General features: G+C 70.5%; 25 protein-coding genes and 1 pseudogene. 9 read left to right on the forward strand and 17 right to left on the reverse strand.

The features are described from left to right. Positions 1 to 34: 34 nt before the first annotated feature. Together CLT68_RS28925 and CLT68_RS28930 are read right to left on the reverse strand one after the other, a co-directional pair. Entirely contained in the window at positions 35 to 424 is a 390-nt protein-coding gene (locus CLT68_RS28925; protein ID WP_099855719.1) for a hypothetical protein, read from the reverse strand. Between the two features lie 37 nt (positions 425 to 461). Further along, on the reverse strand, positions 462 to 1,193 hold the full coding sequence (locus tag CLT68_RS28930; RefSeq protein ID WP_099855721.1) for a hypothetical protein: 732 nt from the start codon (positions 1,191 to 1,193) through the stop codon (positions 462 to 464). Between the two features lie 19 nt (positions 1,194 to 1,212). On the opposite strand from CLT68_RS28930, the gene CLT68_RS28935 reads away from it, so the two are divergent. From CLT68_RS28935 to CLT68_RS28945, 3 genes are all read left to right on the forward strand, one after another. Further along, positions 1,213 to 1,401 (forward strand): hypothetical protein, encoded by a 189-nt coding sequence (locus CLT68_RS28935; protein WP_099855723.1) that lies wholly within the window; start codon positions 1,213 to 1,215, stop codon positions 1,399 to 1,401. A gap of 64 nt (positions 1,402 to 1,465) precedes the next feature. Continuing rightward, positions 1,466 to 2,188: a dienelactone hydrolase family protein gene (locus CLT68_RS28940; RefSeq protein ID WP_099855725.1), complete on the forward strand. Its 723-nt coding sequence runs from the start codon at positions 1,466 to 1,468 to the stop codon at positions 2,186 to 2,188. Between the two features lie 236 nt (positions 2,189 to 2,424). Beyond that, entirely contained in the window at positions 2,425 to 3,498 is a 1,074-nt protein-coding gene (locus CLT68_RS28945; protein WP_486482372.1) for an FUSC family protein, read from the forward strand. 4 nt (positions 3,499 to 3,502) lie between these two features. On the opposite strand, the gene CLT68_RS28950 is transcribed toward CLT68_RS28945, so the two are convergent. Genes CLT68_RS28950 through CLT68_RS28960 form a run of 3 tightly spaced genes read right to left on the reverse strand, consistent with a single transcriptional unit; the run spans position 3,503 to position 6,159 of the window. Next, positions 3,503 to 4,447, reverse strand: coding sequence for a hypothetical protein (locus CLT68_RS28950; protein WP_199177175.1), 945 nt, complete (start codon positions 4,445 to 4,447; stop codon positions 3,503 to 3,505). Further along, positions 4,444 to 4,935, reverse strand: coding sequence for a hypothetical protein (locus CLT68_RS28955; protein WP_099855729.1), 492 nt, complete (start codon positions 4,933 to 4,935; stop codon positions 4,444 to 4,446). Before CLT68_RS28955 ends, CLT68_RS28950 begins: the two co-directional genes overlap by 4 nt. Before the next feature lie 3 nt (positions 4,936 to 4,938). After that, a complete protein-coding gene (locus CLT68_RS28960) occupies positions 4,939 to 6,159 on the reverse strand; it encodes a macrolide family glycosyltransferase (RefSeq protein WP_099857774.1) in 1,221 nt (406 codons plus the stop codon). A 501-nt stretch (positions 6,160 to 6,660) separates the two neighbouring features. Between CLT68_RS28960 and CLT68_RS28965 the strand changes: the two genes are divergently transcribed. After that, on the forward strand, positions 6,661 to 7,320 hold the full coding sequence (locus CLT68_RS28965) for a C39 family peptidase (protein ID WP_099855731.1): 660 nt from the start codon (positions 6,661 to 6,663) through the stop codon (positions 7,318 to 7,320). Positions 7,321 to 7,379: 59 nt separating this feature from the next. Here the strand turns inward: CLT68_RS28965 and CLT68_RS28970 are convergent, their stop codons facing one another. Then, positions 7,380 to 8,060: a DedA family protein gene (locus tag CLT68_RS28970; RefSeq protein ID WP_099855733.1), complete on the reverse strand. Its 681-nt coding sequence runs from the start codon at positions 8,058 to 8,060 to the stop codon at positions 7,380 to 7,382. Positions 8,061 to 8,339: 279 nt separating this feature from the next. Here CLT68_RS28970 and CLT68_RS28975 point away from each other — a divergent pair, with 279 nt between their 5' ends. Both CLT68_RS28975 and CLT68_RS28980 read left to right on the forward strand, forming a co-directional pair. Then, positions 8,340 to 11,192, forward strand: coding sequence for an aconitate hydratase (locus CLT68_RS28975; protein WP_099855735.1), 2,853 nt, complete (start codon positions 8,340 to 8,342; stop codon positions 11,190 to 11,192). Positions 11,193 to 11,315: 123 nt separating this feature from the next. Then, positions 11,316 to 11,570, forward strand: a complete 255-nt coding sequence (locus CLT68_RS28980) for a type II toxin-antitoxin system prevent-host-death family antitoxin (RefSeq protein WP_099855737.1) — start codon at positions 11,316 to 11,318, stop codon at positions 11,568 to 11,570. Between the two features lie 93 nt (positions 11,571 to 11,663). Here CLT68_RS28980 and CLT68_RS28985 read toward each other — a convergent pair whose 3' ends face one another. Continuing rightward, on the reverse strand, positions 11,664 to 11,858 hold the full coding sequence (locus CLT68_RS28985) for a hypothetical protein (protein ID WP_231927096.1): 195 nt from the start codon (positions 11,856 to 11,858) through the stop codon (positions 11,664 to 11,666). Positions 11,859 to 12,226: 368 nt separating this feature from the next. Between CLT68_RS28985 and CLT68_RS28990 the strand changes: the two are divergent. Further along, a pseudogene (locus CLT68_RS28990) lies at positions 12,227 to 12,652 on the forward strand (DUF5753 domain-containing protein); the annotation flags it as partial. Further along, positions 12,643 to 12,831 carry a DUF397 domain-containing protein gene (locus CLT68_RS28995; protein WP_099855741.1) on the forward strand — a complete coding sequence of 63 codons (189 nt, stop codon included), beginning with the start codon at positions 12,643 to 12,645 and terminating at the stop codon, positions 12,829 to 12,831. The pseudogene CLT68_RS28990 and the gene CLT68_RS28995, both read left to right, overlap by 10 nt. A gap of 10 nt (positions 12,832 to 12,841) precedes the next feature. Here the strand turns inward: CLT68_RS28995 and CLT68_RS29000 are convergent, their stop codons facing one another. The 9 genes from CLT68_RS29000 to CLT68_RS29040 all read right to left on the reverse strand — a co-directional run bounded on the left by CLT68_RS29000 (position 12,842) and on the right by CLT68_RS29040 (position 22,681). After that, positions 12,842 to 14,059, reverse strand: coding sequence for a sigma-70 family RNA polymerase sigma factor (locus tag CLT68_RS29000; RefSeq protein WP_099855743.1), 1,218 nt, complete (start codon positions 14,057 to 14,059; stop codon positions 12,842 to 12,844). A 79-nt stretch (positions 14,060 to 14,138) separates the two neighbouring features. Then, positions 14,139 to 14,474 carry a YciI family protein gene (locus tag CLT68_RS29005; protein ID WP_099855746.1) on the reverse strand — a complete coding sequence of 112 codons (336 nt, stop codon included), beginning with the start codon at positions 14,472 to 14,474 and terminating at the stop codon, positions 14,139 to 14,141. An 85-nt stretch (positions 14,475 to 14,559) separates the two neighbouring features. Then, positions 14,560 to 15,171, reverse strand: a complete 612-nt coding sequence (locus tag CLT68_RS29010) for a GTP-binding protein (protein ID WP_088949211.1) — start codon at positions 15,169 to 15,171, stop codon at positions 14,560 to 14,562. Continuing rightward, entirely contained in the window at positions 15,152 to 15,538 is a 387-nt protein-coding gene (locus CLT68_RS29015; protein ID WP_088949212.1) for a DUF742 domain-containing protein, read from the reverse strand. Before CLT68_RS29015 ends, CLT68_RS29010 begins: the two co-directional genes overlap by 20 nt. A 4-nt stretch (positions 15,539 to 15,542) precedes the next feature. Beyond that, a complete protein-coding gene (locus CLT68_RS29020; RefSeq protein ID WP_088949213.1) occupies positions 15,543 to 15,965 on the reverse strand; it encodes a roadblock/LC7 domain-containing protein in 423 nt (140 codons plus the stop codon). Positions 15,966 to 16,054: 89 nt separating this feature from the next. Beyond that, complete coding sequence (locus CLT68_RS29025) at positions 16,055 to 18,682, reverse strand: nitrate- and nitrite sensing domain-containing protein (protein WP_486482373.1); 2,628 nt, start codon at positions 18,680 to 18,682, stop codon at positions 16,055 to 16,057. A 100-nt stretch (positions 18,683 to 18,782) separates the two neighbouring features. Then, positions 18,783 to 20,396 (reverse strand): prenyltransferase/squalene oxidase repeat-containing protein, encoded by a 1,614-nt coding sequence (locus CLT68_RS29030; RefSeq protein ID WP_099855750.1) that lies wholly within the window; start codon positions 20,394 to 20,396, stop codon positions 18,783 to 18,785. Further along, entirely contained in the window at positions 20,393 to 21,295 is a 903-nt protein-coding gene (locus tag CLT68_RS29035; RefSeq protein ID WP_486482374.1) for a terpene synthase family protein, read from the reverse strand. The genes CLT68_RS29030 and CLT68_RS29035 overlap by 4 nt, the downstream gene beginning before the upstream one ends. Positions 21,296 to 21,298: 3 nt before the next feature. Next, positions 21,299 to 22,681 (reverse strand): cytochrome P450, encoded by a 1,383-nt coding sequence (locus tag CLT68_RS29040; RefSeq protein ID WP_099855754.1) that lies wholly within the window; start codon positions 22,679 to 22,681, stop codon positions 21,299 to 21,301. A gap of 371 nt (positions 22,682 to 23,052) precedes the next feature. Between CLT68_RS29040 and CLT68_RS29045 the strand changes: the two genes are divergently transcribed. Next, positions 23,053 to 23,301, forward strand: coding sequence for a DUF2630 family protein (locus CLT68_RS29045; protein ID WP_088949218.1), 249 nt, complete (start codon positions 23,053 to 23,055; stop codon positions 23,299 to 23,301). 44 nt (positions 23,302 to 23,345) lie between these two features. Here the strand turns inward: CLT68_RS29045 and CLT68_RS29050 are convergent, their stop codons facing one another. Next, the gene (locus CLT68_RS29050) at positions 23,346 to 24,278 is read right to left on the reverse strand and encodes an RIO1 family regulatory kinase/ATPase domain-containing protein (RefSeq protein WP_099855756.1); all 933 of its coding nucleotides are present in this window, start codon (positions 24,276 to 24,278) and stop codon (positions 23,346 to 23,348) included. Between the last annotated feature and the right edge of the window lie 87 nt (positions 24,279 to 24,365).

Genomic DNA, 24,365 nt, shown 5'->3' on the forward strand with positions numbered 1-24,365 from the left:
AAAACGGCCCGCCCCGGCGGACGTTCCCGCTCGGTCAGGCCGTCCGGACGACAGTGCAGATGAGCGGCCCCTCGTCCACGGTCCGCAGCAGATAGCGGTACCGCTCCCCCGGCACCGACTGCCCGCGGCTGTCCAGGAACTCCCACTCCACCGCCACCATCGTCAACAGCGCGGACAGCGGCTGCACGTCCTCGATCCGGGCATGCGCCGCGATCAGCTCCCGCTCCTGGTAGTCGGGTGCGGCGCCCACGAAGGACAACGCCACCGCCGCCGGTGACGTGAACGAGAAGCTGTAGGTGTCGGCCACCACCAACCCCGGGAGGGCGTAACAGCCGGCGAGAGCCGGCAGGTCGCCGGAGGTCAGCGCCACGCCGTACCGGTCGAAGAAGTCGGCCAACGTGTCGAGATTCGTGGGAGCGTTCACGGCAAGGGCAATTGCCGGTCACCGGCCAGGTCAAACCTCAACGAGGCGGTACACGTACCTCAATCTCCGAACCCAGCCTGGCATCCTTGGCCAGACCCAGGTCGTCCCCACTCCAGAACCGCCCCGGGTCGTACCAGTTCGGACGCCGCCCCGCCGACAGCAACCCCATCGCCTCGTAGGTCACCGCGACCACCTCGGCGCAGTACGCCGTCTCCAGTGCCCGATCCCGCTCCGCCGGGGTGGACGGAGTCGCTCCGGTCGGCGTCGACTGTGGTGCCCGCCGGCCAAGGTGCGGCAGCGCCAGGCGGCCGAGCCGCGGCAGCGCAAGCTTGCCGGGGTGCGGCAGAGCCGGCACCCGACCACGCACCCACCGCCACGCCAACTGGGCCGTCGACGGGAACGGCGTGCCGTCCAACCGCGCGATCGTCCGCAGCACCGCCCGCTCCATCTCCCCGTCGGCCGGCGGGTCGAGTTGCCGCAGCCAGGCCCGTTGACCGTACCGGTTGGCCCACACGCAGACCGCGTCCCGCAGGTCGTGCAACTGGACGCCACGCTGGTGGTTGCCCGACCACAGATCGGGCAGCGACCTGCCCAGCTCCGCGTGCCACATCAACGGCGGCATGTCATCGAGAACCACGGCCATCCCGACGTGGTTGACCGGGCTGTTGGTGGTGAACTGGATCGCCCGGTCCGGCACGCTGCGACCCCGGAACACCCACACGTCACCGGTGCGGGTCAACTCGACGGCCTCATCCAGGCTGATGCTCATGAGGGTCTAGCCTAGGCCGATGCGGCAACGAATGCGGTGGTGGAAGGTTCTCGGGCTCGCCGGCCTCGCCGGCGTCGCGGCTTCCGGCGTGGTCATCGCGCGCGCTGAACGGCGCCGACGCGCGTACACCCCGGAAGAGATCCGGCAGCGGCTGCTGGAACGACACGCCCAGGCCGGCGACGCCGCGAAGCCCAGCGACCCCGCCTGATCACCCACCCCTGTGGATCGTCGACGGGGCACCTGAGCAGGCGCATGATCGATATCATCGGGGCATGACGACGCCTGTCGCACAGCGGCCCTTCGTCCTGTCACCCCCTGCCGCGCCCGTCGAACGGCACGGCAACGTCGACCTGCACCTGCCCACCCGCACCGACCCCGCCCCCGCCGTCGTGGTGGTGCACGGCGCCCCTCTGCCGCCCGACGCAGCCGACCCCCGCGGCTGGCTTCTCTACCGCGGCTACGGCGCACTGCTCGCCGACAGCGGCGTGGTCACCGCAGTGATCAGCTACCAGGTAACCGACCTGTCGGCCCTTCCCGCCGCGGCCGACGACATCGCCGCGATGGTCGAGCAGGTCCGCGCCGACCCGCGCGTCGACCCCGAGCGGGTAGTGCTGTGGTTCTTCTCCGGCGGGGGCCTCTTCGCAGCCGACTGGCTGCGCTCGGCACCACCGTGGCTACGCGGGATCGCGCTCACCTACCCGCTGCTCGTCCCCTTCCCCGGCTGGGAGGTCGACAGCCGGTTCCTGCCCGTCGACGCACTCGACTCCGGTGCGCACGTTCCTCTGGTGCTGACCCGGGCCGGACGGGACATCCCACCGGTCCTGGCCGGCATCGAAGCGTTCCTCCCGGCGGCGACCGCGCACGGCTGGCCGATACAGGTGATCGAGGTGCCGGACGGCCAACACAGCTTCGACATCCTCGACCACAACCCACAGTCGGAGGCCGCCGTCGTGACCGCCCGAGATGCAGTCCTCGACCTGCTGAAGGCGACCTGACCGACCCCTCCTGGCCAGGTCAGGCTCGTCATCCGTCAGCACGACGGGCCGCGACACCCGGCCCGCCCACCCGATGGCACCGCGCGGATGAGCGGCTTCCCACGGCGGCGGATCAGATTGGGGATCTCCCACACCCGACGTTCACCGCCGTACGACGATCGTCAGAGAGGCCAGTCGACGGTGGGAGGTGAGAGGTGCGCAGCAGACGTCGGGGTGCCCGCCCGGCGGAGAGTGCGTTGCGCGAAGGCCGGGAGGCCTACGAACGGCTTCGCACCTACCTCATCCTCGCGGTGCAGGCGGGTCTGGCCGCCGGGTTGGCCTGGTTCATCGCGAGCGACGTGCTGCACAATCCGCAGCCTCTGTTCGCCCCCGCCGCCGCGGTCGGCACCATCGCGGCGGCCATCGGCAATCGGGCCCGGCGAACCCTGGAGCTTCTCGCCGGGGTGATCCTGGGGGTGCTGGTTGGGAACGGGATCATCCGGTTCATCGGGGCGGGACCGATACAGACCGGCGTGGTCGTGGCGTTGGCCATTTCGGCAGCAGCCCTTTTTCGAGGCACCGGCGCCGTCATGGTGCAGGCCGGAAGCACGGCCGTTCTGCTGGGAACGGTGTCTCCGGAACGACCGGATCTGGCCGTGCCACGGACGGCTAACGCGCTGGTCGGCGTATTGGTGGCAATTGTCGTGGCTCTGCTGATCCTGCCACTCAACCCGGTGCGGATCGTGCACCGCGCCGCCGGCCCGACAGTCGATGCCATCGCCCGCGAAATGACCGCTACCGCTGGGGCGCTGGCTCACCGCGACTCGCGGCAGGCCGAGGAGTCCCTGCAACGACTACGTGCGGCAGAGGCGGACCGACGCAACACGACCGAAGTGGTGGCCGCAGCGTGCGAGGTCGCGCTTCTCTCACCCTGGCGCAGGCGTCGGCTGGGCATCATGCGCCGGTACGCGAACGCGGCCGAGCACCTCGAACTCGCCTACACCAGCAGCCGCGAGATGGTGCAGTGGGCGGTGTCGGCCCTACACGCCCGGGAGCCACTGCCGACCGGTCTGTCAACGGCGATCGAGCATTTCGGCCAGGCGTTCAGGCTTCTGCACCGTGACTTCCTGGCCGGACGGGAGCCGGATCGTGCGCGGAAACGAGCACTACAGGTGGTCGTCGACATCAACGAGGCATGCGCCGAAGGGCTTGGGTCCTCCGGGGCTGTCGTCGTCTCGCAACTGCGCGTTGTCGTCAGTCAACTGCTTCAGGTGTCCGGGCTCCCGCAGGCAGAGGCGAACCAGCAGGCGGGTCTGAACGCCGACGTGTAGGCGTTCAGGGCAGCGGACCGTCGGTCTCCGTCGTCACGCTGAGGCGATTCCGAATCAGCGCGATCACGGTGTCGGTGGTCCGCTCCAGGTGGCTGCGGCCGTCGGGCAACCTGGCCTCCGGTGCGATGTAGCTGCGCGGACCGATGTGGGTCGCGGGGTCGAGCCGGTGCACGGTGATCTTTCCTTCGCGGTCGGCCCGGTTCCATCCGCTCCGGCGGAACAGCCGCCACCGCTGGGGGAAGATCCAGGTGCCGACCCGCTCAATCCAGTCACCCGCACTGGTGAGCCGGTCGAGGTGCTGGGCATGGGTGATGTCGTTGGCGCCGTTGTGGAACCCGCCAAGAGTGATCAGCCAGAGCGGGGTGCGCAGCTCGGACCACAGTTGGTTCACCGCGCCACTGGCGACCTGGGCACCACCGCTGTAGCTGAGGAGCACCACGGGTATACCGCTGTCCGGCCGGTAGCCGGCGACCCGGAGTTCGGTGGCGATCTGTGAGCCAACGGCACGGTTGTACAGGGGGCGGTACCGGCGGTCGGCGGCGACGAAGATCTGCATCACGTTGTGCAGGAACAGCAGCAGCCCGATGTGGCGACGCACCCATGTCCATACCGGCCGGTCGGCGAGCGGGAGGGCCAGCGGGGAGTAGGGCTGCACCTGGCCCAACACCCTGAGTTCCGGCGCTCCGTTGATCAGGTTCTTGACCAGGCGGCCACCGTCGCGGGTGTCGTGGAAACGGCGTTTTCCAATGCCGTCCAGATAGACCAGGTAGGCGTCCGGAGGTCGGTCCGGGTCCGCACCGCGGGCGTAGGGCTTGCCTGTGGGACGTGCGATCGTGGGTGTCCGCCATCCTGCGGCGTAGACCAGCACCTCGTAGCGAGCAAGCAGAGCCTCGGCGATCAGCACCAGTCCCAGCCCGCCGAGCAACAGCAGGAACGCAAGCCCGATCACGTACGTGCCTCCGCTGCTCGTGTCGTGTTGAGTCGCACGACCAGGCGGCGGACGGCCTCGACGGAGACACCGAGCCCAACTCCCGCGACCGCTACGCAGCCAGCGGCCTCCCACCAGCCGACTCCGGCCGTCGTGGCGAGCGCACCGGTGAGGCCGGCGCCCACTCCTACCATCAGCAACAGGTGCAGCAGCGGCCCCAGCAGCGGAAACGCGAGGACCGCAGCAAGGAGCAGCGGGGCTGCCAGGCCAGGTGTCCAGACCAGCGCGGCGTTGTCGGACGGCGAGGTGGGCAGCACCAGACCGGCGAGGGCCCACGCGGACAGCGGCCAGAGCGCGAAGACCGCTCCATCGACAAACGCACCCGCGAGCATCAACCCGACGACTTTGGCACGAGACACACCGGACAACCGTGCCACCACGGGCAGGAGACGCCCGGCAGCCTCGGACAGCCCAGCGAACAGCAGCAGGATGGCGACGGCAGCGGACATCGGTCAGCCTTGCGGTGGCAGGTCGGCAGAGCCCGGTGGGGTGACCGAGCCGGTCTGTTGCAGGAAACGCTCGAGTACGTCGGCAGCACGGGAGTAGCCTCCCGCCTCACGCTGAGCGACCTGAAGAATGTTCGCGGCAGCCCGGAACCCCGGCTCGTCGAGCAGGCGCTGGGCGAGGGCGCGCACGGCCTCCACCGTGATGTCCTGGGTCCTGACCGACAGGCCGACGTCGAGCTCGACGATGCGGGAAGCCACCAGCAGCTGGTCAGCTCCCTGCGGCACCACCAGCATCGGGGTGCCCGCGTACAGGGCCTCGTTGGCGCTGTTCACCCCACCGTGGGTGACGAACAGTGCTGCGCGGGACAGCACCTCCAACTGCGGTACGGAACGGCGGGCGATCACGTTCGCCGGCAGCGAGCCGAGCGCGGCGGGATCGGTGTGTCCGGTGGAGACGATCACGGTGCCACCCAGTGGGGCGAGCGCGTCGACGAAGCAGCGCAGTAGCCGGGGGGCGTCGAACACCGTGCCCATCGAGGCGTACATCACCGGGTCCCGAAGGCGATCGACCGGAAACGACGAGTCTGCTGGGCGGGCACCGATGCTCGGTCCGACGAACTGGTAGGACTGGTCGAAACTGTCGGCCTCGGGGTGGAACGCCCGCGAGGTGTAGACCAAGTTGAGTGGTTGACGGATGTTGGCCCAGTCGATCAGAGGCACCGCCCGTGTGTCGTACCGGCGGCGCAGTTCCCACCGCGATTTCAGGTAACCCCCCGTGGGTCGGGGCAGGGCCGCAGCCGCGGTGAGCAAATCCCAGGAACCGCGGGTGGGGCTGGGCACGCGCCGATTGAACGCGAACGTGGTGAACGAGGATGCGGCCGGCACACCGAGTTCCCGGGCGGCCACCGGCCCCCATGGGCAGAGGGAGTCGTGCACGATCAGGTCGGGACGGAAGCCACGCAGGTCCGCGAGAATGGCGGGTAGTACGCGGACGGCGGTACGCGCGAGCTGCTCCATCAGCGTGACCGGCGTCGGCGGGCCGGAGAGCGGTAGGTCGGCGCCGGAGTAGAGGAGCACCCGCGCGCCGGTGGCCGCGATCTCCTCGGCGTAGGCGGGCGTGGTGTGGTACGTGACGGAGTGACCACGACGAACAAGCTCAGCCACGACGGGCAACGTCGGATTGATGTGCCCGTGCATGGCGATGTTCAGAAATGCCAGTGCGCTCATCGGCCGACCCTGGGCCGGGAGGAAACCGGAGCCCGGCAACATGCAGCGTTCATGATCCGCCCCTCTCGGTCAGAGCCTAGATGTTGCCTGCAGGCAGCACGTCGCGGACCAGGTACTCGCCTCGTGGACGCCAGGCTCGGACTCCGGTGGCTGGGCCGCCTCGACGTCCCGTCTGCGCTGGATGTCCCGTTCGGGGAAGCGGTCTGGGGCGGGTGTCCGGTTTCGGGGTAGGTGTCGCGTGGTCGGTGCCACCCCGGCGGCGGAATCGTGGGCCGGGCGGGGTCGTTATACCTGGCATGCCACCGCGACTTCGAGTCGCCGGGCACGGCGCCCCGGGCCGGGAACACCCACCGGGCCGCCCCGGTTACACCCCCCGGGCAACGCCCGAGCAGGTCCCCCCGGGGATCGCCGGCGTTCCCCCCGAGACTTTCCCGCACGGTCGCCGTTCCCCCTTGTGTGACGTGCCGTGCGGACACCCCCGATGCAGAGGAGCACGCCATCATGCGTACCGATCTGATTCGTAAGACCGCACTCACCGCCGCTGGCCTCGCCTTCACCGGCGGCGCCATCGTCGGACCCGTCACCGCCGCGTACGCCGCGACCGATGCCAAGCCGGCGTCGCAGACGCAGTCTGACCGCAAGCCTGCTGGTGAGCGTCAGCTGGGTGTGCGCTACGAGGCGCAGCCGAACTTCTACTACTGCGGACCCGCCGCCGCCCGTAACGCCTTGAGCGTGCAGGGCAAGAACATCAGCGTCGACGCGATGGCCAAGGAGATGGGCACCACCGAGGCCGGCACCAACTCCATCAACGACATCACCCCCGTGCTGAACAAGGAAACCGGCAAGAACGACGCCTACCGGTCCGTAGAGATCAGCACGCCCGCGGCCGACGATAAGCAGACCGACAAGCTGCGCGCCGACATCGTCCGCACCGTTGACGACGGCCGGGCCGTGGTCGCCAACATCGCCGGCACCACCACCGACACCGACGGTGCCACCCACTCCTTCGAGGGCGGGCACTACATCAGCGTCGTCGGCTACCGCGACAACGGCAACACGGTGAAGATCGCCGACTCCGCCGACCCGAACACCGCCTCCTACGAGGTCACCGTCGAGCACCTCGCCGACTGGATCGCCACCCGCGGCTACGCCACCAGCTAAGAGACACACACCGAAGGGTCGGACCCCACCACGGGATCCGGCCCTTCGTCACGTCCAGGTCAGGTGTCGCTGTGGGCGCGCGCCAGCTCGGTGTCGGGCGCCGAGGGCTCGGTGTCAGGCGCCGGGGGCTCGGTGGCCTCCAGCCGATGGGCTCGTCGGCGCAGCCACCAGGTGCTGGCGAGGCCGGCAAGCACGGCGAGGACCAACCCGGCCCAGGAGATGTCCTTGAGCCAGTGCTCGGCTGCCCGGCCCACGGTGAACAGCAGGTAGGTGGTGCCGAACGCCCAGACCAGCCCTCCGGCGGCGTTGGCCAGCAGGAACCGCCGGTACGGCACGTGTAGTGCCCCGGCGAGCGGCCCGGCCAGGATCCGTAGGAGTGCCACGAAGCGACCGAAGAACACGGCCCAGACTCCGTACCGGGCGAAGCTGTGTTCCGCGCGGGCAAGTTGGGCGGGGCCGAGGTGGCGGGGGAAGCGGCGACCGAGTCGGGCGAGCAGTGGACGGCCACCCCGGCGGCCCACGGCGTACCCGATGGAGTCACCGACGATCGCGCCGGTGGCCGCGGCGGTGGCCACCCACTCCGGTTCCACCACCCCGGTGGCGGCGAGCAGGGCGGAGCTGACCAGGACGATCTCACCCGGCAGGGGCACGCCCATGCTCTCCACACCGATCACCCCGCCGACGAGCAGGTAGACCGCGATCGGCGGCAGCGACTCAAGCCAGTGCTGGACATCGAACACGGTGACCCCTTCCCCGGCGGGCCTCGAACCCTACTCGCGGCGATCCGATCGCCGGCGCACTGCGGCAGGGCCTGAGCGCGGGTGCCCCGGTCCACGCCGCGCAGGGCGTCCTAGGAGGCTAGGGATGGTGGTGGGACCGGAGGCTGACAGTCGGGTTGCACAACTAGCAAGACGGACGTACGGTTTTGTTGAGAGCGGAATCGGCGGTAAGTGTCACCTAACCTCGGCGGCCCCCCGACCGGTGCGACAGACTGCTCAGGACTACTCACGGTCGCTGGTGTGAAGGAGTACGACGTGGCGAGCCTCGACACCTTCGGTGCGAAGACCCAGCTACGCGTCGGAGACGCGAGCTACGAGATTTTCAAGATCGACAAGGTGGACGGCCACGCCCGGCTGCCGTACAGCTTGAAGGTCCTGCTGGAAAACCTGCTGCGGACCGAGGACGGCGCGAACATCACCGCCGACCACATCCGTCAGCTCGGCGGGTGGGACTCCACCGCCGCCCCGAGCGTGGAGATCCAGTTCACCCCGGCGCGGGTGCTCATGCAGGACTTCACCGGCGTGCCCTGCGTGGTCGACCTGGCCACCATGCGCGAGGCGGTGCGAGACCTGGGCGGCGACGCCAGCAAGGTCAACCCCCTCGCCCCAGCCGAGCTGGTCATCGACCACTCGGTGATCGCCGACCTGTTCGGCCGCGAGGACGCGTTCGCCCGCAACGTCGAGCTGGAGTACGAGCGCAACAAGGAGCGTTACCAGTTCCTGCGCTGGGGCCAGACCGCGTTCAACGAGTTCAAGGTCGTCCCGCCGGGCACCGGCATCGTGCACCAGGTCAACATCGAGTACCTGGCCCGCACCATCATGGAGCGCAACGGCCAAGCCTACCCGGACACCGTGGTCGGCACCGACTCGCACACCACGATGGTCAACGGCCTGGGTGTGCTGGGCTGGGGCGTCGGCGGCATCGAGGCCGAGGCCGCGATGCTCGGCCAGCCGGTCAGCATGCTGATCCCCCGGGTGGTGGGCTTCAAGCTGTCCGGCGAGATGCCGGCCGGCACCACCGCCACCGACCTGGTGCTGACCATCACCGAGATGCTGCGCAAGCACGGTGTGGTCGGCAAGTTCGTGGAGTTCTACGGCCCCGGCGTGGGCGCCGTGCCGCTGGCCAACCGGGCCACCATCGGCAACATGTCCCCGGAGTACGGCTCCACCGTGGCGATCTTCCCGATCGACGCGGAGACGATCCGCTACCTGGAGCTGACCGGCCGCGACGCCGCTCAGGTCGCGCTCGTCGAGGCGTACGCCAAGGAGCAGGGCCTCTGGCACGACCCGGACGCCGAGCCGGACTACTCGGAGCGCCTGGAGCTGGACCTGGGCTCCATCGAGCCGTCGCTCGCCGGCCCGAAGCGCCCGCAGGACCGGGTGCCGCTGGGCGCCGCGAAGACGCTGTTCCGCTCCGCGCTGACCGACTACGTCGCGGACGACTCCAACGGTGAGCGTGACCTCAAGCCGGGCGTACCCCGCGAGGAGCTTCCGCGCGGCGCGAACGGCCCGGCCGACGAGGCCAGCGCCGAGTCGTTCCCGGCCAGCGACCCGCCGGCCAACGAGTTCAGCGACCCGGCCGACGAGCCGCGCGACCTGGAGACCGCCGCGGTCGGTGCCGGCGGTCGCGCCAGCAACCCGGTCCGGGTCACCGGTGCCGACGGTGTCGAGTACGAGCTGGACCACGGCGCCGTGGTGATCGCCGCGATCACCTCGTGCACCAACACGTCCAACCCGCAGGTGATGATCGGTGCCGCGCTGCTGGCCCGTAACGCCGTCGACAAGGGTCTGACCAGCAAGCCGTGGGTGAAGACCACCCTGGCGCCCGGCTCGAAGGTCGTCATGGACTACTACGAGCGGGCTGGCCTCACGCCGTACCTGAACAAGCTCGGCTTCAACCTGGTCGGCTACGGCTGCACCACGTGCATCGGCAACTCGGGCCCGCTGCCCGAGGAGGTGTCCGCCGCGGTCAACGAACACGACCTGTCGGTGGTCTCGGTGCTCTCCGGCAACCGGAACTTCGAGGGCCGGATCAACCCGGACGTCAAGATGAACTACCTGGCGTCCCCGCCGCTGGTGGTCGCCTACGCCCTCGCCGGCACGATGGACATCGACCTGGCCAACGAGCCGATCGGTGAGGACACCGAGGGCAACCCGGTCTACCTGCGTGAGATCTGGCCGAACAGCGCCGAGATCCAGGACGTCATCGCCCAGGCGATCGGCGCCACCGGGTTCAGCGCCGCGTACGCCGACGTCTTCGCCGGCGACGAGCGGTGGCAGTCGCTGCCCACCCCGACCGGTGACACCTTCGCCTGGGAGAACGACTCCACCTACGTGCGCAAGCCCCCGTACTTCGAGGGCATGCAGCAGGAGCCGAGCCCCGTCGTCGACATCGCCGGTGCCCGGGTGCTGGCCAAGCTGGGTGACTCGGTGACCACCGACCACATCTCGCCGGCCGGCTCGATCAAGGCTGACTCCCCTGCCGGCACGTACCTCGCCGAGCACGGCGTGCCGCGCCACGAGTTCAACTCGTACGGCTCCCGCCGGGGCAACCACGAGGTGATGATCCGGGGCACCTTCGCCAACATCCGGCTGCGCAACCAGCTGGTGCCCGGGGTGGAGGGCGGCTTCACCGTCAACCACCTCACCGGCGAGCAGACCTCGATCTACGACGCCTCCGTGGCCTACCAGGAGGCCGGCATCCCGCTGGTCGTGCTGGCCGGCAAGGAGTACGGCTCGGGCTCGTCGCGGGACTGGGCGGCCAAGGGCACGATGCTGCTGGGCGTCCGGGCGGTCATCGCCGAGTCGTACGAGCGGATCCACCGCTCCAACCTCATCGGCATGGGCGTGCTGCCGCTGCAGTTCCCGGTGGATGTCACCGCCGAGTCGCTCGGCCTCACCGGCACCGAGACGTTCACCATCACCGGGGTGACCGCGCTCAACGACGGCGAGACCCCGCGCACCGTGCAGGTCAGCACCGACACCGGCGTGGAGTTCGACGCCGTGGTGCGGATCGACACCCCCGGTGAGGCGGACTACTACCGGCACGGCGGCATCCTGCAGTACGTGCTGCGCCGCATGATCGCCAACTGATCGCGTACGGCCGTTTCGCCGCAGGCCCCTCCCCACCGACGTGGGGAGGGGCCTGCGGCGTTCGGCGTCGCTCCTCGTGCCGGGCCCGCCACGGGCTAACGTCTTAGCTGAGGAGGTGCCACGGTGGCCGATGAAGCTGCGGCGCAGTTCAACATCCACGACGCGAAGACGAACCTGTCCCGGATCATCGAGCGGGTCGAGCACGGCGAGGAGATCGTCATCAGCCGGGCCGGCACCCCAGTCGCCAGGGTCATCCCTCTTCGTCGTACAACACGAACCGGTCGCGGGTCTCTGCGCGGTGCGCTGGATCTCGCCGCTGACTGGGATTCCGACGAGGTCAACGACGAGGTTGCTCGCGACTTCGGGTTGTCCGGATGAGGCTCTTGCCGGACACGCACGTGGTGCTCCGTGGCTCGCGGATGAGGTCGTCGGCCCGGTCGATCACGGCCCGGCGCCCGACGGGGTGGGCCCTCAGCGCAGCCGTAGCGCGACCGCACGGGCCTCCTCGTCGGTGAGGGGCAGGAACCAGAGGAAACGGCGGACGATGGCGACCGGATCGGGGCCGCCCGGCTGGCCGCGCAGGTCGCGGATCGCCCGGCGGGTGATCCGCGAGAACTCGGGGATCAGGGTCGCTCGGCGGGCGAAGTCCGTCGGGGTCGCTCGCATCGTGGGGCAGGGCCAGTCCTGACCGCAGGCGTCGCACGTCCAGAGTGGGCCGTCTGCGGTGTGCGCGACCGGCGGGCCGCACCGGGACCGCCAGCGTGATTCGGGTACGACGTTCGGCGCGCGACCAGGGCCACGGTACGGAGGGTGCCGTGGCCCGGTCGGGCGGGGCAGGCTCGGCCTGACCGGTGGCGGGCCGCCCGTCGGCTTCGGGTGGTTCCGGGGCCTGTCCTCGGGCATTCTGTGCTCCCTCCTCGACGCTGTCTCAACACACCCTGCCGAGGATTGCCAAGCCATCACACCGCGTAGAACTATTTCCTTCCGACGTCTGGAACGTTCTGAAGGGTCTGGGAATGAATCGAGTCGTACAGGCGGCGGCCGATGATCTCGCCGAGGCTCGGCTGAGCCGGCAGGCCATCCTGCGGCGGGAACGCCCACTGCGAATCGTCGCGGTCCTCGACGAGGGAATTCTCCGGCGCACCCTCGACGGTGACCGGGCCATGATGCGCGAGCAGTGCGAGCGGCTGGCCGAACAGGCAGCCCTGCCGAACGTGTCGCTGTTCGTCGTGCCCACCGACGTCGGCATGTACCCGGGCCTCGGTGGGCCGTTCACGGTGGCGGAGATGCCGGACGGAGGGCGGGTCGCGCACGTCGACAGCCAGGCGCAGGCGCAGCTCATCGACAAGACCGCCGATCTTGCTAGCCTGGATCGACGGTGGGAGCGCATTCGCGACGGAGCCCTGTCGCGTGCGCAGTCCCTCAATTTCATCAGAGAAGCGGCGGCATCATGGACCTGACCGGCGCTCGGTGGCGCAAGAGCACCAGGAGTGGCAACAACGGCGGAAACTGTGTCGAGGTGGCCGACAACCTCGCGGGCGTCATCGGCGTACGTGACTCGAAAGACCCGGCCGGTCCGACGCTCGCCTTCGACCCGACGGCCTGGGCCCGATTCCTGGCTATGGCCAAGCGGGGCTGACCCCACTGTCCTACCCGGCGAGTTCGTTGGCCCGGTCGAGCAGCGCACGGCGTTCGGCGTCCGAGCCGACCATCGCCGCGGCCTCCCTGAACAGCGCGGCGGCCCGCAGCCGGTCACCCTGCCGGGCGACCAGATCGGCCCGCACCGCCACGGCGAGCGGGTTGGCGTCCAACCCTCCCCCGGCCTGCGCCGCGTCGAGCAGGCCCAACCCCACGGACGGCCCGTACGCGTAGCTGTGCGCGACCGCGCGGTTGAGCGCGATCACCGGTGAGGGCCGGATGCCGATCAGCGCGTCGTAGGCCCCTGCGATCGCCGGCCAGTCGGTGGCGTCGGCGGACGGTGCGGTGGCGTGGCAGGCGGCGATCCGGGCCTGCCAGGCGTACGGCCCGTCGTGGCTTACCCGAGAAAGGGCGGCCAGGCCCTCGGCGATGGCCGAACGGTCCCACCGCGCGCGATCCTGCCGTTCCAGGGTGAGCAGGTTGCCTGCGGCATCCCGACGGGCGTTGCGGCGGGAGTGCTGGAACAGGAACAGCGCCAGCAGCGCGGCGACCTCGGACTGCTTCGGCATCAACCGGTCGAGCAGCCGGGCCAGCCGGACCGCCTCGTCGGCGAAGGCCGGCTCGCCGTCGACGACGTAGCCCCGGGTGAACAGCAGGTACAACACGGCGAGGACGCCGGGCAGCCGCTCGGTCAGCGCCGGCCCGCTGGGCACCCGGTATGGAATGCCGGCCTGCGCGATGCGGGTCCTGGCCCGGGTCAGCCGTCGGGTCATTGTCGACTCGTTGACCAGCAGGAGTCGAGCGACGTCGCCGGTCGGCACACCGCAGACGGTTCGCAGCGTCAGCGCCACCCGGGCGTCGATCGCCAGCGCAGGGTGGCAGCAGGTGAAGATCAGGCGTAGTCGGTCGTCCACCACGTCCTCCGGCACCTCCGGGTCGGGCTGCCCCTCGGGCGGCGTGAGCAGCGCCAGGTCGTGCAGCTTGCGGCGCTCCACAGTGGCCCGTCGCAGCACGTCGAGCGCCCGGTTGCGAGCCACCGTCATGAGCCAGCCGCCCGGGTTGGCCGGCACACCGTCGGCGGGCCAGCGCTCCAGTGCGACGGCCAGCGCCTCCTGGGCGCAGTCCTCGGCCAGCGCCCAGTCCCCGGTCACCCGGATCAGGGTCGCGACGATCCGGGGGTACGCCTCGACGCTGGCGTCGCCGACGGCCTGCGCCGCCGCAGCCGCCACCGCGCCGGCCGGTGCGGGCGCTACCGCGCCGGCCGGTGCGGGCGGGCGTACCGGCCGGCGCTGCGGTGTGGACAACTCGTCAGGCGGACAGGTCCGCGAACGGGCGCAGTTCCAGCCGCCCTTCGCGGGCCATCGGGTGCGTCCGCGCCACCTCGATCGCCTCGTCCAGGTCCGCGCAGTCGAGCAGGTCGAAGCCCACGATCACCTCCATGGTCTCCGCGAACGGCCCCTCGGAGACGAGCAGTTCACCGCCGCGTACCCGGACCGTGGTGGCTGCGGTGGTCGGAGCCAGCACGTTGCCGGTGAGGCGGCGACCACGGGCGTCGTTCTCCGCCACCCACTTGTGGATGTCGGGGAGTTCCGTCGGGTCGTTGTCCGGCTCGGTGTCGCTGCAAACGAACATCATGTACTTCATCTGGTCGCTCCCTGGTTTCTCGGGGTGTCGCCAGCATGACGATCGGGCGGGAGCGTTCCGGACACCCTTCCGCAAAAAATCTCGGTCAGTTTCCTCCGGCGGCACGGCGGCGGGCCTCGCGGGTCTTCATGGCGTGCTCCATCAGCGTGACGAGCACCTCCTTGCTGGACTCCCGCTGCCGGGCGTCGCAGAGCAGCACCGGCACACCCGGGTCCAGGTTCAGCGCGGTCTGCACCTCGTCGAGCCGGTACGACCGGGCGCCCTCGAAGCAGTTCACCGCGACCACGAACGGCGTGCCCCGGCCCTCGAAGTAGTCGATCGACGGGAAGCAGTCGGCGAGCCTACGGGTGTCGGCCAGCACCACCGCGCCGATCGCCCCCAGTGCCAACTCGTCCCAGACGAACCAGAACCGGTCCTGGCCGGGCGTGCCGAACAGGTACAGAACCAGGTCGTCGCTGATGGTGATGCGGCCGAAGTCCATGGCCACCGTGGTGGTGGTCTTGCCTTCCACCCCGGACAGGTCGTCGATGCCGACCCCCGACTCCGTCAGCACCTCCTCGGTGCGCAACGGTCGGGTCTCGCTCACCGCGCCGACCATCGTGGTCTTACCCACGCCGAATCCACCCGCCACCAGGATCTTGATCGCGGTGGGCAGTGGGGGGGCTCCCGCCGGCCGGTCAGAGTGCCCGTAGTCCATTGATTACCGCCTCGAAGATGCTGTTGTCGGGAAGACCGGCCGTGGTCTGCGGCTCGCGGACCTGGACCAGGCTGCGGGCCGCCAGATCACCGAGGAGCACCCGAATGGTGCCCACCGGCAGGTCGAGATGGGCGGCTATCTCGGCGACGGACTGTATGCGCTGGCACAGCCCGATGATCGCCAGATGTTCCGGGCCGATACCGACCTCCGGCGTGACCTCGGCTCGGGTCGCGGTGACCAGGGAGATCAGGTCGAACGTGCCGGTGACGGGGCGGGCCCGACCGCGCGTCATGGCGTACGGGCGCACGACCGGACCCGCATGGTCGTCCACCCACTGATGGTCCGCTGCCTCACCCTGCACCGTCATGCCGCTACCTCTCGCTGGCCGGCTGCTCAGGTCCCCGGGACGGGGATGCGACGTACTTGCCGACGCGGGTGACGAGCATCGCCATCTCGTAGGCGATGAGGCCGACGTCGGCCTCATCGCTGGCCAGCACCGCCAGACAGGCGTTGCGGCCGGCCGCGGTGACGAACAGGAACGACGACTGCATCTCGATGATGGTCTGCTGCACCTGCCCGCCACCGAAGCGCTTACCGGCGCCCCGGGCCAGGCTCTGGATCCCCGCCGCCATCGCTGCGAGGTGCTCGCCGTCGTCCCGGCTCAACCCTCGGGAGGCGGCCATCAACAGGCCGTCGCTGGAGAGGGCGACCGCGTGCTCCGCCTGTTTCACCCGGCCCACCAGGTCATCCAGCAACCACGTCAGGTCGGCACTCGAAGCCGTCTTCTGGGCCACTTCGTCGTCCTCTTCTCGCCCGGCGTTGTCGCCGTACTCGTCTGGGGTTGACCGTCACGCTGCGCGGAGACCGCCTCACCGGCAGCCGGTCAGGTCACGTCCGGATTCTCGGTCGGCTCCGGCGTCGCTGCCGGTTGGGCGTCGGAGGCGCCTCCCAGCAGCCGCGCCGCGTCGGTCCGACCACGCCGCGTGCCGGTCTGGTAGGAACTCATCATCTTGCGCACCTGCTCCGGCTGGCGTACCACGTCGTCGTGGTCGCTCTCCGTCGCGGGCTCGTCGCGCAACTCCGGCGCGATGCTCGCCTGCCGGACCCGGACCGGCAGGCCCGCGTTCGTCCGGTCCGCCTCGGCACGCTCCGGTCCGGGCCTGTCGTCACCGTTAACGTCCGACTCCATGGGGTCCGTGCCGGCCGTCGGCCGGGCGCCGTTGACCGCGGGCAGGCCGGTGGGCAACGTCGGACCCTCCAGGGCCGGCTGCCCCTGGGTACGCCGGACCCGCGTGGGCAGCTCCGGCGTCCCGGTGGCCGGCGTCCCGGTGGCCGGCGTCCCGGTGGCCGGCGTCCCGGTGGCCGGCGTCCCGGTGGCCAGCGTCCCGGTGGCCAGCGTCCCGGTGGCCAGCGTCGTCCGCCGCCGGGTGGGCAACGCGTCCGCCTCGGCACCGTCGGCCTCATCCGTCCCGGTGGCGATCCGCGCCTCGGTCGTGACCTGCGGTGTGTCCGAGTCGGGCGTTCCCGGTGCCGTCGGCCGCGCGGCCAGCGCCAGGGTGGCCGGGCGGACACTGTCGGAGGGGGCGGTCGGCCGCGCGGGCAGCGGGATCGCCGGCGAACCGGTCCGGATCCCGCCGGAGGTCTCCGCGTCCGCGGCCTCCGGGATCAGCTCCGCCGGGATCAGCACGACGGCCGTGGTGCCGCCGTACGCCGACTCCTTGAGCCGGACCCGCACGCCGTGCCGCTCGGTCAGCCGGCTCACCACGTAGAGCCCGAGCCGCGCGGCGTTGGCGAGGTTCAGCTCCGACTGGTCGACGATGCGGTCGTTCGCGGCGGCCAGGTCGTCCTCGCTCATGCCGAGGCCCCGGTCCTCGATCTCGATGGCGAAACCGTTGGCCACCAGCTGACCGCGAACCTCCACGGTGGTGTGCGGCGGGGAGAACGAGAGACCGTTCTCGATCAACTCGGCGAGCAGGTGGATGACGTCACCGACCGCACGGCCGGCCAGCGAGACCGGGCCGAGCGGCAGCACGTTGACCCGGGTGTAGTCCTCGACCTCGGCCACCGCGCCGCGCACCACGTCGACCATCGGCACGTTGCGCCGCCAGGCCCGGCCCGGAGTCGAGCCGGAGAGGACGATCAGGTTCTCCGCGTTACGCCGCATCCGGGTGGCCAGGTGGTCGACCCGGAACAGATCCTCCAGCTCCTCCGCGTCGTGCTCGCGCCGCTCCATCGCGTCCAGCAGGGTGAGCTGGCGGTGCACCAACGCCTGGGTACGCCGGGCCAGGCTGAGGAAGACCTCGCGGACGTTGCGCCGCAGCTCGGCCTGCTCGACGGCGGTACGCAGGGCGGTCTCCTGCACCGCGTTGAACGCCTTGCCGACCTGGCCGACCTCGTTGTTGCCGAAGTCGAGGGGAGGCGCCTCGGTGGCCACGTCGACCTCCTCGCCGCGACCCAGGCGCTCCACCACCCGGGGCAGCCGCTCGTCGGCGAGCTGCCAGGCGGCCTGGCGCAACCGTTCCAGCTGACGCAGCAGGGCCCGGGCCGTGGTGATCGAGACGACGATGGAGGCGATGACGGCGAGCAGACCGAGGCCGGCGGCGAGCACCAGCCGGATGACAACCCAGATCGCGACCGGGGTGGCCCGCTGGACCAGCGCGTCCCCACCGACCAGCACGACGGCCTCCTGCTCCTCCAGAGCGGGAGCGAGGGCTGCCTGCCAGTCGTCGGCGGCGACCGGCAGAGGGGCGTTGGGTCGAGCGCTGGCGACCAGGCGGTCCTCAAGCGCTTGAAGCTTGGTGAAGGCCGGTCCCTCGGTCATCTGGAGGTACCGCTGGCGGTCGGCCTCGGGCAGTTCGGCCAGGGCCTCGGAGACGAGGAACCGCTGCGCGCCCACCAGGTGTGCGAACTGGGCTGCCTCCTTGTCGCTGATTCGACCCGCCGCCGCGACGCCGGCGAAGAGGGCGTCCTCCTGCGACATCAGCTCACGCACGCGGAACAGCTGAGTGAGGGTGACGGTGTCCTTGGCGATCTGCTCGTCGTCGAGCTGACCCATGGCCCCGTAGACCCGGAAGAGCCCATCGAGGACCCCGGTGTACGCCGCCGCCGCGCCAGCCCGGTCCACCGTGCCGGCGACAACGGCCTCCCGCATCTGGCCGAGCCCATCCAGCCGGGTGATCACCGCGTCGATCCGCGTGATCAGTTCGTCGCTCGACGCGAATCGGGCGCGCCAGTTGCGGGACGCCTCGGCGAAGGCGGCGGACTTTTTCTCGCTGCGCTCGTGCTGGGCCTGCAGCTGCTGCACCATGCCCGGGTCGCGGCGTCCAAGGTAGGCCACCGACAACCGGCGCTCCCGCTGGAGCTCGGTGAACAGCGATTCACTGGGTTGGGCGACCTGCGCGTCAAGCGTCTGCACACCGAGCACGTTGAACCCGTCGCGCAGGGTCACCCACGCCGCGAACGCCCAGAGCGCGGCGAGTGAGACCAGCAGGGCCACAATCTTGGTGCGCAAACTTGCACTGCGGGAAGCCATCCCACCCGTCCCTCGACCGTTTCGATTGGCTGAATGAGCCCAGCCCCCGGCCCGGCGCACGCTAGCAGTGTCCGGAATTTCACTCAAGCGATGCAGTCCAGCGGCTTGCTGGCATATGGGCGGAACCGTTCGCCCGTACCGCAGCCGCCGCCCGGGCAGCCACCACCGCCGCTCGTACGATCAGTACCGGATGGTAGAGGTCCTTGTCATGCCACAGTGGACTCTCAATGGCCTCATCTTGCATTGTGGACAGACGGTGAGCAGCGGCGACCGTTGCGTCACGAATCGTGGATGACGGCGGCACTGCCAGCAACACCAGCAGGCCGTAGGCGGTCTCCTCCGCCGTGCCCTGCCATCGTCCCCACGACCCGTCGGCCCGCTGACTCTCGAGCACCCACGAGACGGCCCGCCGCAGCGCCGCGTCGGCCGACGGACCGCCGTACTCCCGCAGTGCGAGCACCACGCAGTAGGTGGCGTAGTAGGGCGAGGCGTGCCATCGGTCCGTCCATCGACCGTCGGCGTGTTGGTGGTCGATCAGCCAGCCGGTGAGCCGGCGCAGCACCGGTGCCGCGACCGGGTCCTCGCCGCCGAGGCATCGCCCGAACGCCTCCAACACGTGCGCGTTCGTGGTCACCGACGCGCCGTCCTCACCCTGCCAGGTGCCGAAGTGCTCCCCGGTGTCGAACCGCCGCAGGCACGTCGGATCGGTCGGGTGACCCAGGAGGGCCAGCGTGTAGAGCGTCACCGCCGTCGTGTCGGCGTCGGTGGGCAGCCCCGGCCCGGTGGCCGCACCGTCCGGCCCAAGGGCGTCGCGCAGCCCGGCAACCAGTTGCGCCGGCGCCGTCGGGAGCACACCCGCCCGTGCCAGGGTGCTCAGCACCCACGACCGTTCGAACACGGTGATCGGTGTGGCACACGGAACCGCTCCGCCGTGCTCGCCGAGCGCCCGGGTCAGGTAGTCCAGCGCGGCGGATTGAGTACCGTCGGGGTCACCGAGCCACGCGGCGGTGGCGGCCGGCGAGGCTCCGACCGGGCCGGCGGCGGTGGCGGTGACACCTGCCGCTTGCCGGGCGGCCGGCCCGAGGATCTCCAGAGCGTGCAGCAGCTTGGGCGGAATCGGCCGACCGGATCCGACCAGCAGGCGTACCCGGTCGAGCCGCTGCCGATCCATGCCCGCGGGCATCGGCGGCGGGCCGACTCCTCGCCAGTGGGCCAACCACGTCGGCGGATCGGCGAGGTGGTCGGCGATCCGGTCGACCATTGCCGGGACGATCAGGTCCGCGGCCGGCAGGTCCGGCACGGGACAGGTCGAGGGGCCGGCCAGCCGGTCGAACAGCAGGCGTAGCGCCCTGTCGATCGCGTCGCGCACCGCCGCCGGGGACCAGCCCACCGGCTCGTCGTTCAGCGAGGCCGCGAGCAGCCCCTCGACGGCGCTGAGGGTGGGTACCAGGGCGTACCCTTCCGGCCCGCCCCAACCTCCGTCCGGGCGCTGCCCGGCGAGCAGGTACTGGATCCGGTCGGCGTGTCGGGGCAGCCAGGGTGCCAGGGAGACCAGACGGGCGGTCTCGTACGGCGACGCGGATGTGCGACCGGACGGGTGCCGGCTCAGCTCGGCAATCAGCTCGTCGACGGCGCGCGTCGACCCGGAATCCTTCGCCCCGCCGGGGTCCCGGGTCAGTGCCTCGGTGCTCACGACACACCCCAGAAGTCGGTGCTCCGGTAGAAGCCTGTGGTGTAGCCGAGCTGTCGGGTCAGGTATGCCGCCTCCCTCGGGCAGTCGGCCCGCAACTCGCCGAGCAGGTCGGTCGCCTCAGTGACCAGGCGCGCCAACTCCTGCTCCACCACTGCCCGGTCCTCCACCAGCATGATCGCGTTCAGGTCGTCCCAGCGGAGGTCCCGCTCGTAGGTGCTCAGGTCGTTGACCAGCCGAAGAGCGCGTTGCACCGCGTCGCTGGCGAGGACCAGCCGGTCGAGCCCCGCCTCCGTGTCGGCCCCGCCGGTGCGAATCCAGTGCACGACGTTCACGACAGTGCAGGCCAGGTTGTCCGCGTTGTTCAGGTACTCGGTGAGGGTGGGCCGCGGCTGGAGGTTGTCCCGCATCGCCGTCTTCCACTGCCACTCCTGCCGCATCGCGTGCAGGGTCCGCCGGGCCGCCGCCCGCCACACCCCGCCCAGTTCAGCGAAGGCCGGCTCGGCGGCCAGGTCGGCGAGAAGATCGGCGAGGAGGTGACCCAGGGGGTCGTCCGTCGTCGCGGCCGCGCCGTCCGCGACGAGAAGCTGCTGGCGCACCAGTCGGTCAAGCGCGACGGCAGAGGTGGCCAGCCGGTCCACCTGCCAGTCCAGCGCGAACCCCCAGAGCACCGCCCGGTTGGTCAGACGCAGCTCGGCTGCCTCGCACCAGGGCGCGCTGAACGCGATGGCCAACGCGATGCTGCTGGTCAGAGCGCCATCGAAGGGCCCCTCGGCGAAGAGGTCCGGATGGGCGGCCAGGCACCGTTGCAGGTCACGTTGGCCCTGAGCGGCCAGGGCACAGACGCGCCCGTGCTCTGCGGCCTGCTGAAGTGCGTCCTCGACCACTTGTCGTTGTGCCACCCGCTAGGCCAGGGCCGGTTGCCGATGGGGGGTGAGCAGCAGCGGCACCCGTTCCCCTGGTCGGAGCGTCGCGGCGAGCCGCGGCGATGGCAGCCCGGGCGTGCAGAGCCGGTACCGGAAGCGGCTGAGCAGCGTCGCCACGATCAGTGGTGCCTCGACCTGGAAGAAGTACTGGCCGATGCACTGGTGGGCGCCGCCCCCGAACGGATAGTAGGCGTACCGGTGGGCACGTCGGGGGGCGTCGGGGGCGAAGCGCTCCGGGTCGAAGACCGTCGGCCGATCCCAGAAGCGGGCCAGCCGCTGGGTCACGTACGGACTCAGGATGATCGTGTCACCGGCCCTGACCCGGGTGCCGCCGATGAGGTCGTCGGCGATCGCGGTCCGCGGCACCAACCAGCCGGATGGGTAGGCGCGGACGAGTTCGTCCAGCACCATCCGGGTGTAGCGCAGCTCGCCAAGCTGTTCGCGGCTGATCACGTCCCCGGGGCCGACCACACGATCAATCTCCGCGTAGAGCCGCGCGGCGACGTCGGGCAGTTGCTCCAGCAGCGGGAAGATCCAGGTGAGCGCCGTGTAGGTGGTCTCGGTGGCGGTCACGAAGATCGACACCAGATCGTCGCGTACCCGCTGGTCGTCGACCTTGTGGCCGTGCGCGTCACGGCCCCGGGCCAGCGACGCGACGAAGTCGTCGCTTCCGTCGTCGCGGGATCGCTCAGCACGGACCAACGGCAGGATAATGCTGTCGATGTTCCGGACCGCCCGCCGCAGTGCGCGGTCGCCGGGCATCGGCACGGCGTCCGGCAGGAACGGGATGAGCAGCCGGAAGCGCAGTGCGGTCGCCACGGTGTTCTGTTCCGCGACGATCCGCACACCGTCGGCGACGGGGATCTTGTCGCCGAAGAAGACCCGGATGACGGCCTGGCAGATGATCCTCGAGATCTCGCTGGCCGCGTCGACCGGTTCGCCGTTTCGCGCCGGGACGTTCAACTCGTCGACCGCATCGCTGATCGCCCGGCTCAGACCGTCCGCCACCGAGTCGATCCGCTTCGCGGTGAAGTGCGGCTGGAGCCGTCGGCGACTCGCCTCCCAGTCCGGGCCTTCGGCGAGGATGCCGTCACCGGCGATCTTCTTGACCGACTTCCACAACATGCCGTCGCCCGCCCGCGTGTAGTTGGCGGCGTTGTCGCGCAGCACGTGCTGGACGTGTGCGGGCTCGACGACCAGGTACGGCCGGATAGTGCCCAGGTTGAGTTTGACGACCTGCCCGGGCGACGAGTCGGCAAGCCCGACCAACGTGCCCAGTGGGTCCCGGAGCAGCTTGGGAAAGGTGCGTCGCAGGGTGGCGACGTGCGGCTGGCGGTACGCGGGGGCGGTCGACTCAGCCATCTTTCACCTGCACGGATCCGTCCTTTCCGGCGGCACAGCGGGTTGCGCTCCGTGCTGCCTTGTTGATGGCGCGTGACCATCCGGGCGAGCATCCCATTCATGAAACTGCTTTGCCATGGGACAGATCTGGAGTATTTCTCGCGTTGAGGGGACGACGGCCGTGCCGGATCCGGGCCGTGTGGCCGACTCAAAAAGATTGCGCAGGTGAAGCCCCACGTCGGGCGGCATACGAGCTGACCTGGAGATGGGCGTGAAAAAGGCCACATTGACATGTTGCTGCCAGTATGGGCGGAGTCACCGATCGTGGTCTGACCCCACTGTCGGCACACGAAGCCAGGCGCGTCGTGGGGCGCTGTGCCAGGCTCAGGAGCATGGACGACAAGACCATCCTGAACCGGATCTCCGAACTGGTCGACGAGGAACACAAGCTGCGCGCGGACGCCCAGGCCCACGAGGCGGGCACCGAGGGCGAGGCCAGCGAGCGACTGCGCGCCCTGGAGGAATCCCTCGACCAGTGCTGGGACCTGCTGCGCCGTCGGCGGGCCGCGCGGGAGACCCACGGCGACCCGGACGCACAGGGCGAACGCCCCAAGCCCGAGGTGGAGCGCTACCTGCAATGACCGACGCGGCGGGTCGGGCGGTCCGACCGCCCGACCCGCTCTGATCAGCGGATGCCCGCCTCACGCAGCAGCTCCCCGGTCAACGTGCCCGGGTCGACCTGCTCGGCGGGCAGACCCCGGGCCGCGAACCAGGTGCCGACCACCCGCACATCGCGGGCCAGGAACTCCGGCCCCTGCGGATTTGCCACCACGTCGACCACCTGCGGCAGGTCGATCACGACCAGCCGCCCCTGGTGCACGAGCAGGTTGTACGGCGACAGGTCGCCGTGCGCGTAACCGGCCCGGGCCAGCACCCGCAGCGCCTCCACCAGCTGGGCCCACAGGTCGCGCAGCTCGGTCGGGCCGGGTCGCAGCTGGGCCAGCCGGGGCGCCGCCTCCCCCGACTCGGCGTCGCCGACGAACTCCAACATCAGCTCGGTGCCCCGCAGCTGCACCGGGTACGGCACGGCGATCCGGTCGTGCCCGGCACCGATCTCCCAGAGCCGGGCCAGGGCATCGAACTCGGCCGCGGCCCACTGCCCGGCGATCATCTGTCGGCCGAACGCCGTCCGGCCGGCCATCGCCCGGTTCTCCCGGGACCGGCGCACACGACGGCCCTCCAGGTAGCCGGCGTCCCGGTGGAACAGCCGGTGCTCGGGGTCGCGGTAGCGTTTGACCGCCAGCAGGCAGGACCGGTCGGTGTCGGGCACCGCCCGGCGCACCAGGTGGACGTCCGCCTCCTTGCCGGTCTTCAGCACACCCAGCTCGGTGTCCCGGGCGGCCAGCTCGGTGACCAGCCATTCCGGGTGCGGCTCGGGCCCGTGCACGGCGTCGTCCCAGGACGACCAGCGCTCGCCGGTGTCCGGATCAGGCTCGGTGTCGGGGTCCGCAGGCGGCTCGGTGGGCCGCCCGCGCTTCAGAAACTGTGATTCGTCGTCGTCAAAGCGGCTCTTGCCGCGGCTCCGGCGCTCAAGCGCCGGAAAGTCGTGATCGCGCACTGTGGTGAGGTTCCCTTGGTCGAGGCTGAGATAGGCAGCTGGAAGCGACCTGCGAAGACGGCCATGACCGACCTCCTCTCCACGACC

This window comes from Micromonospora sp. CNZ299 (assembly GCF_002754415.1).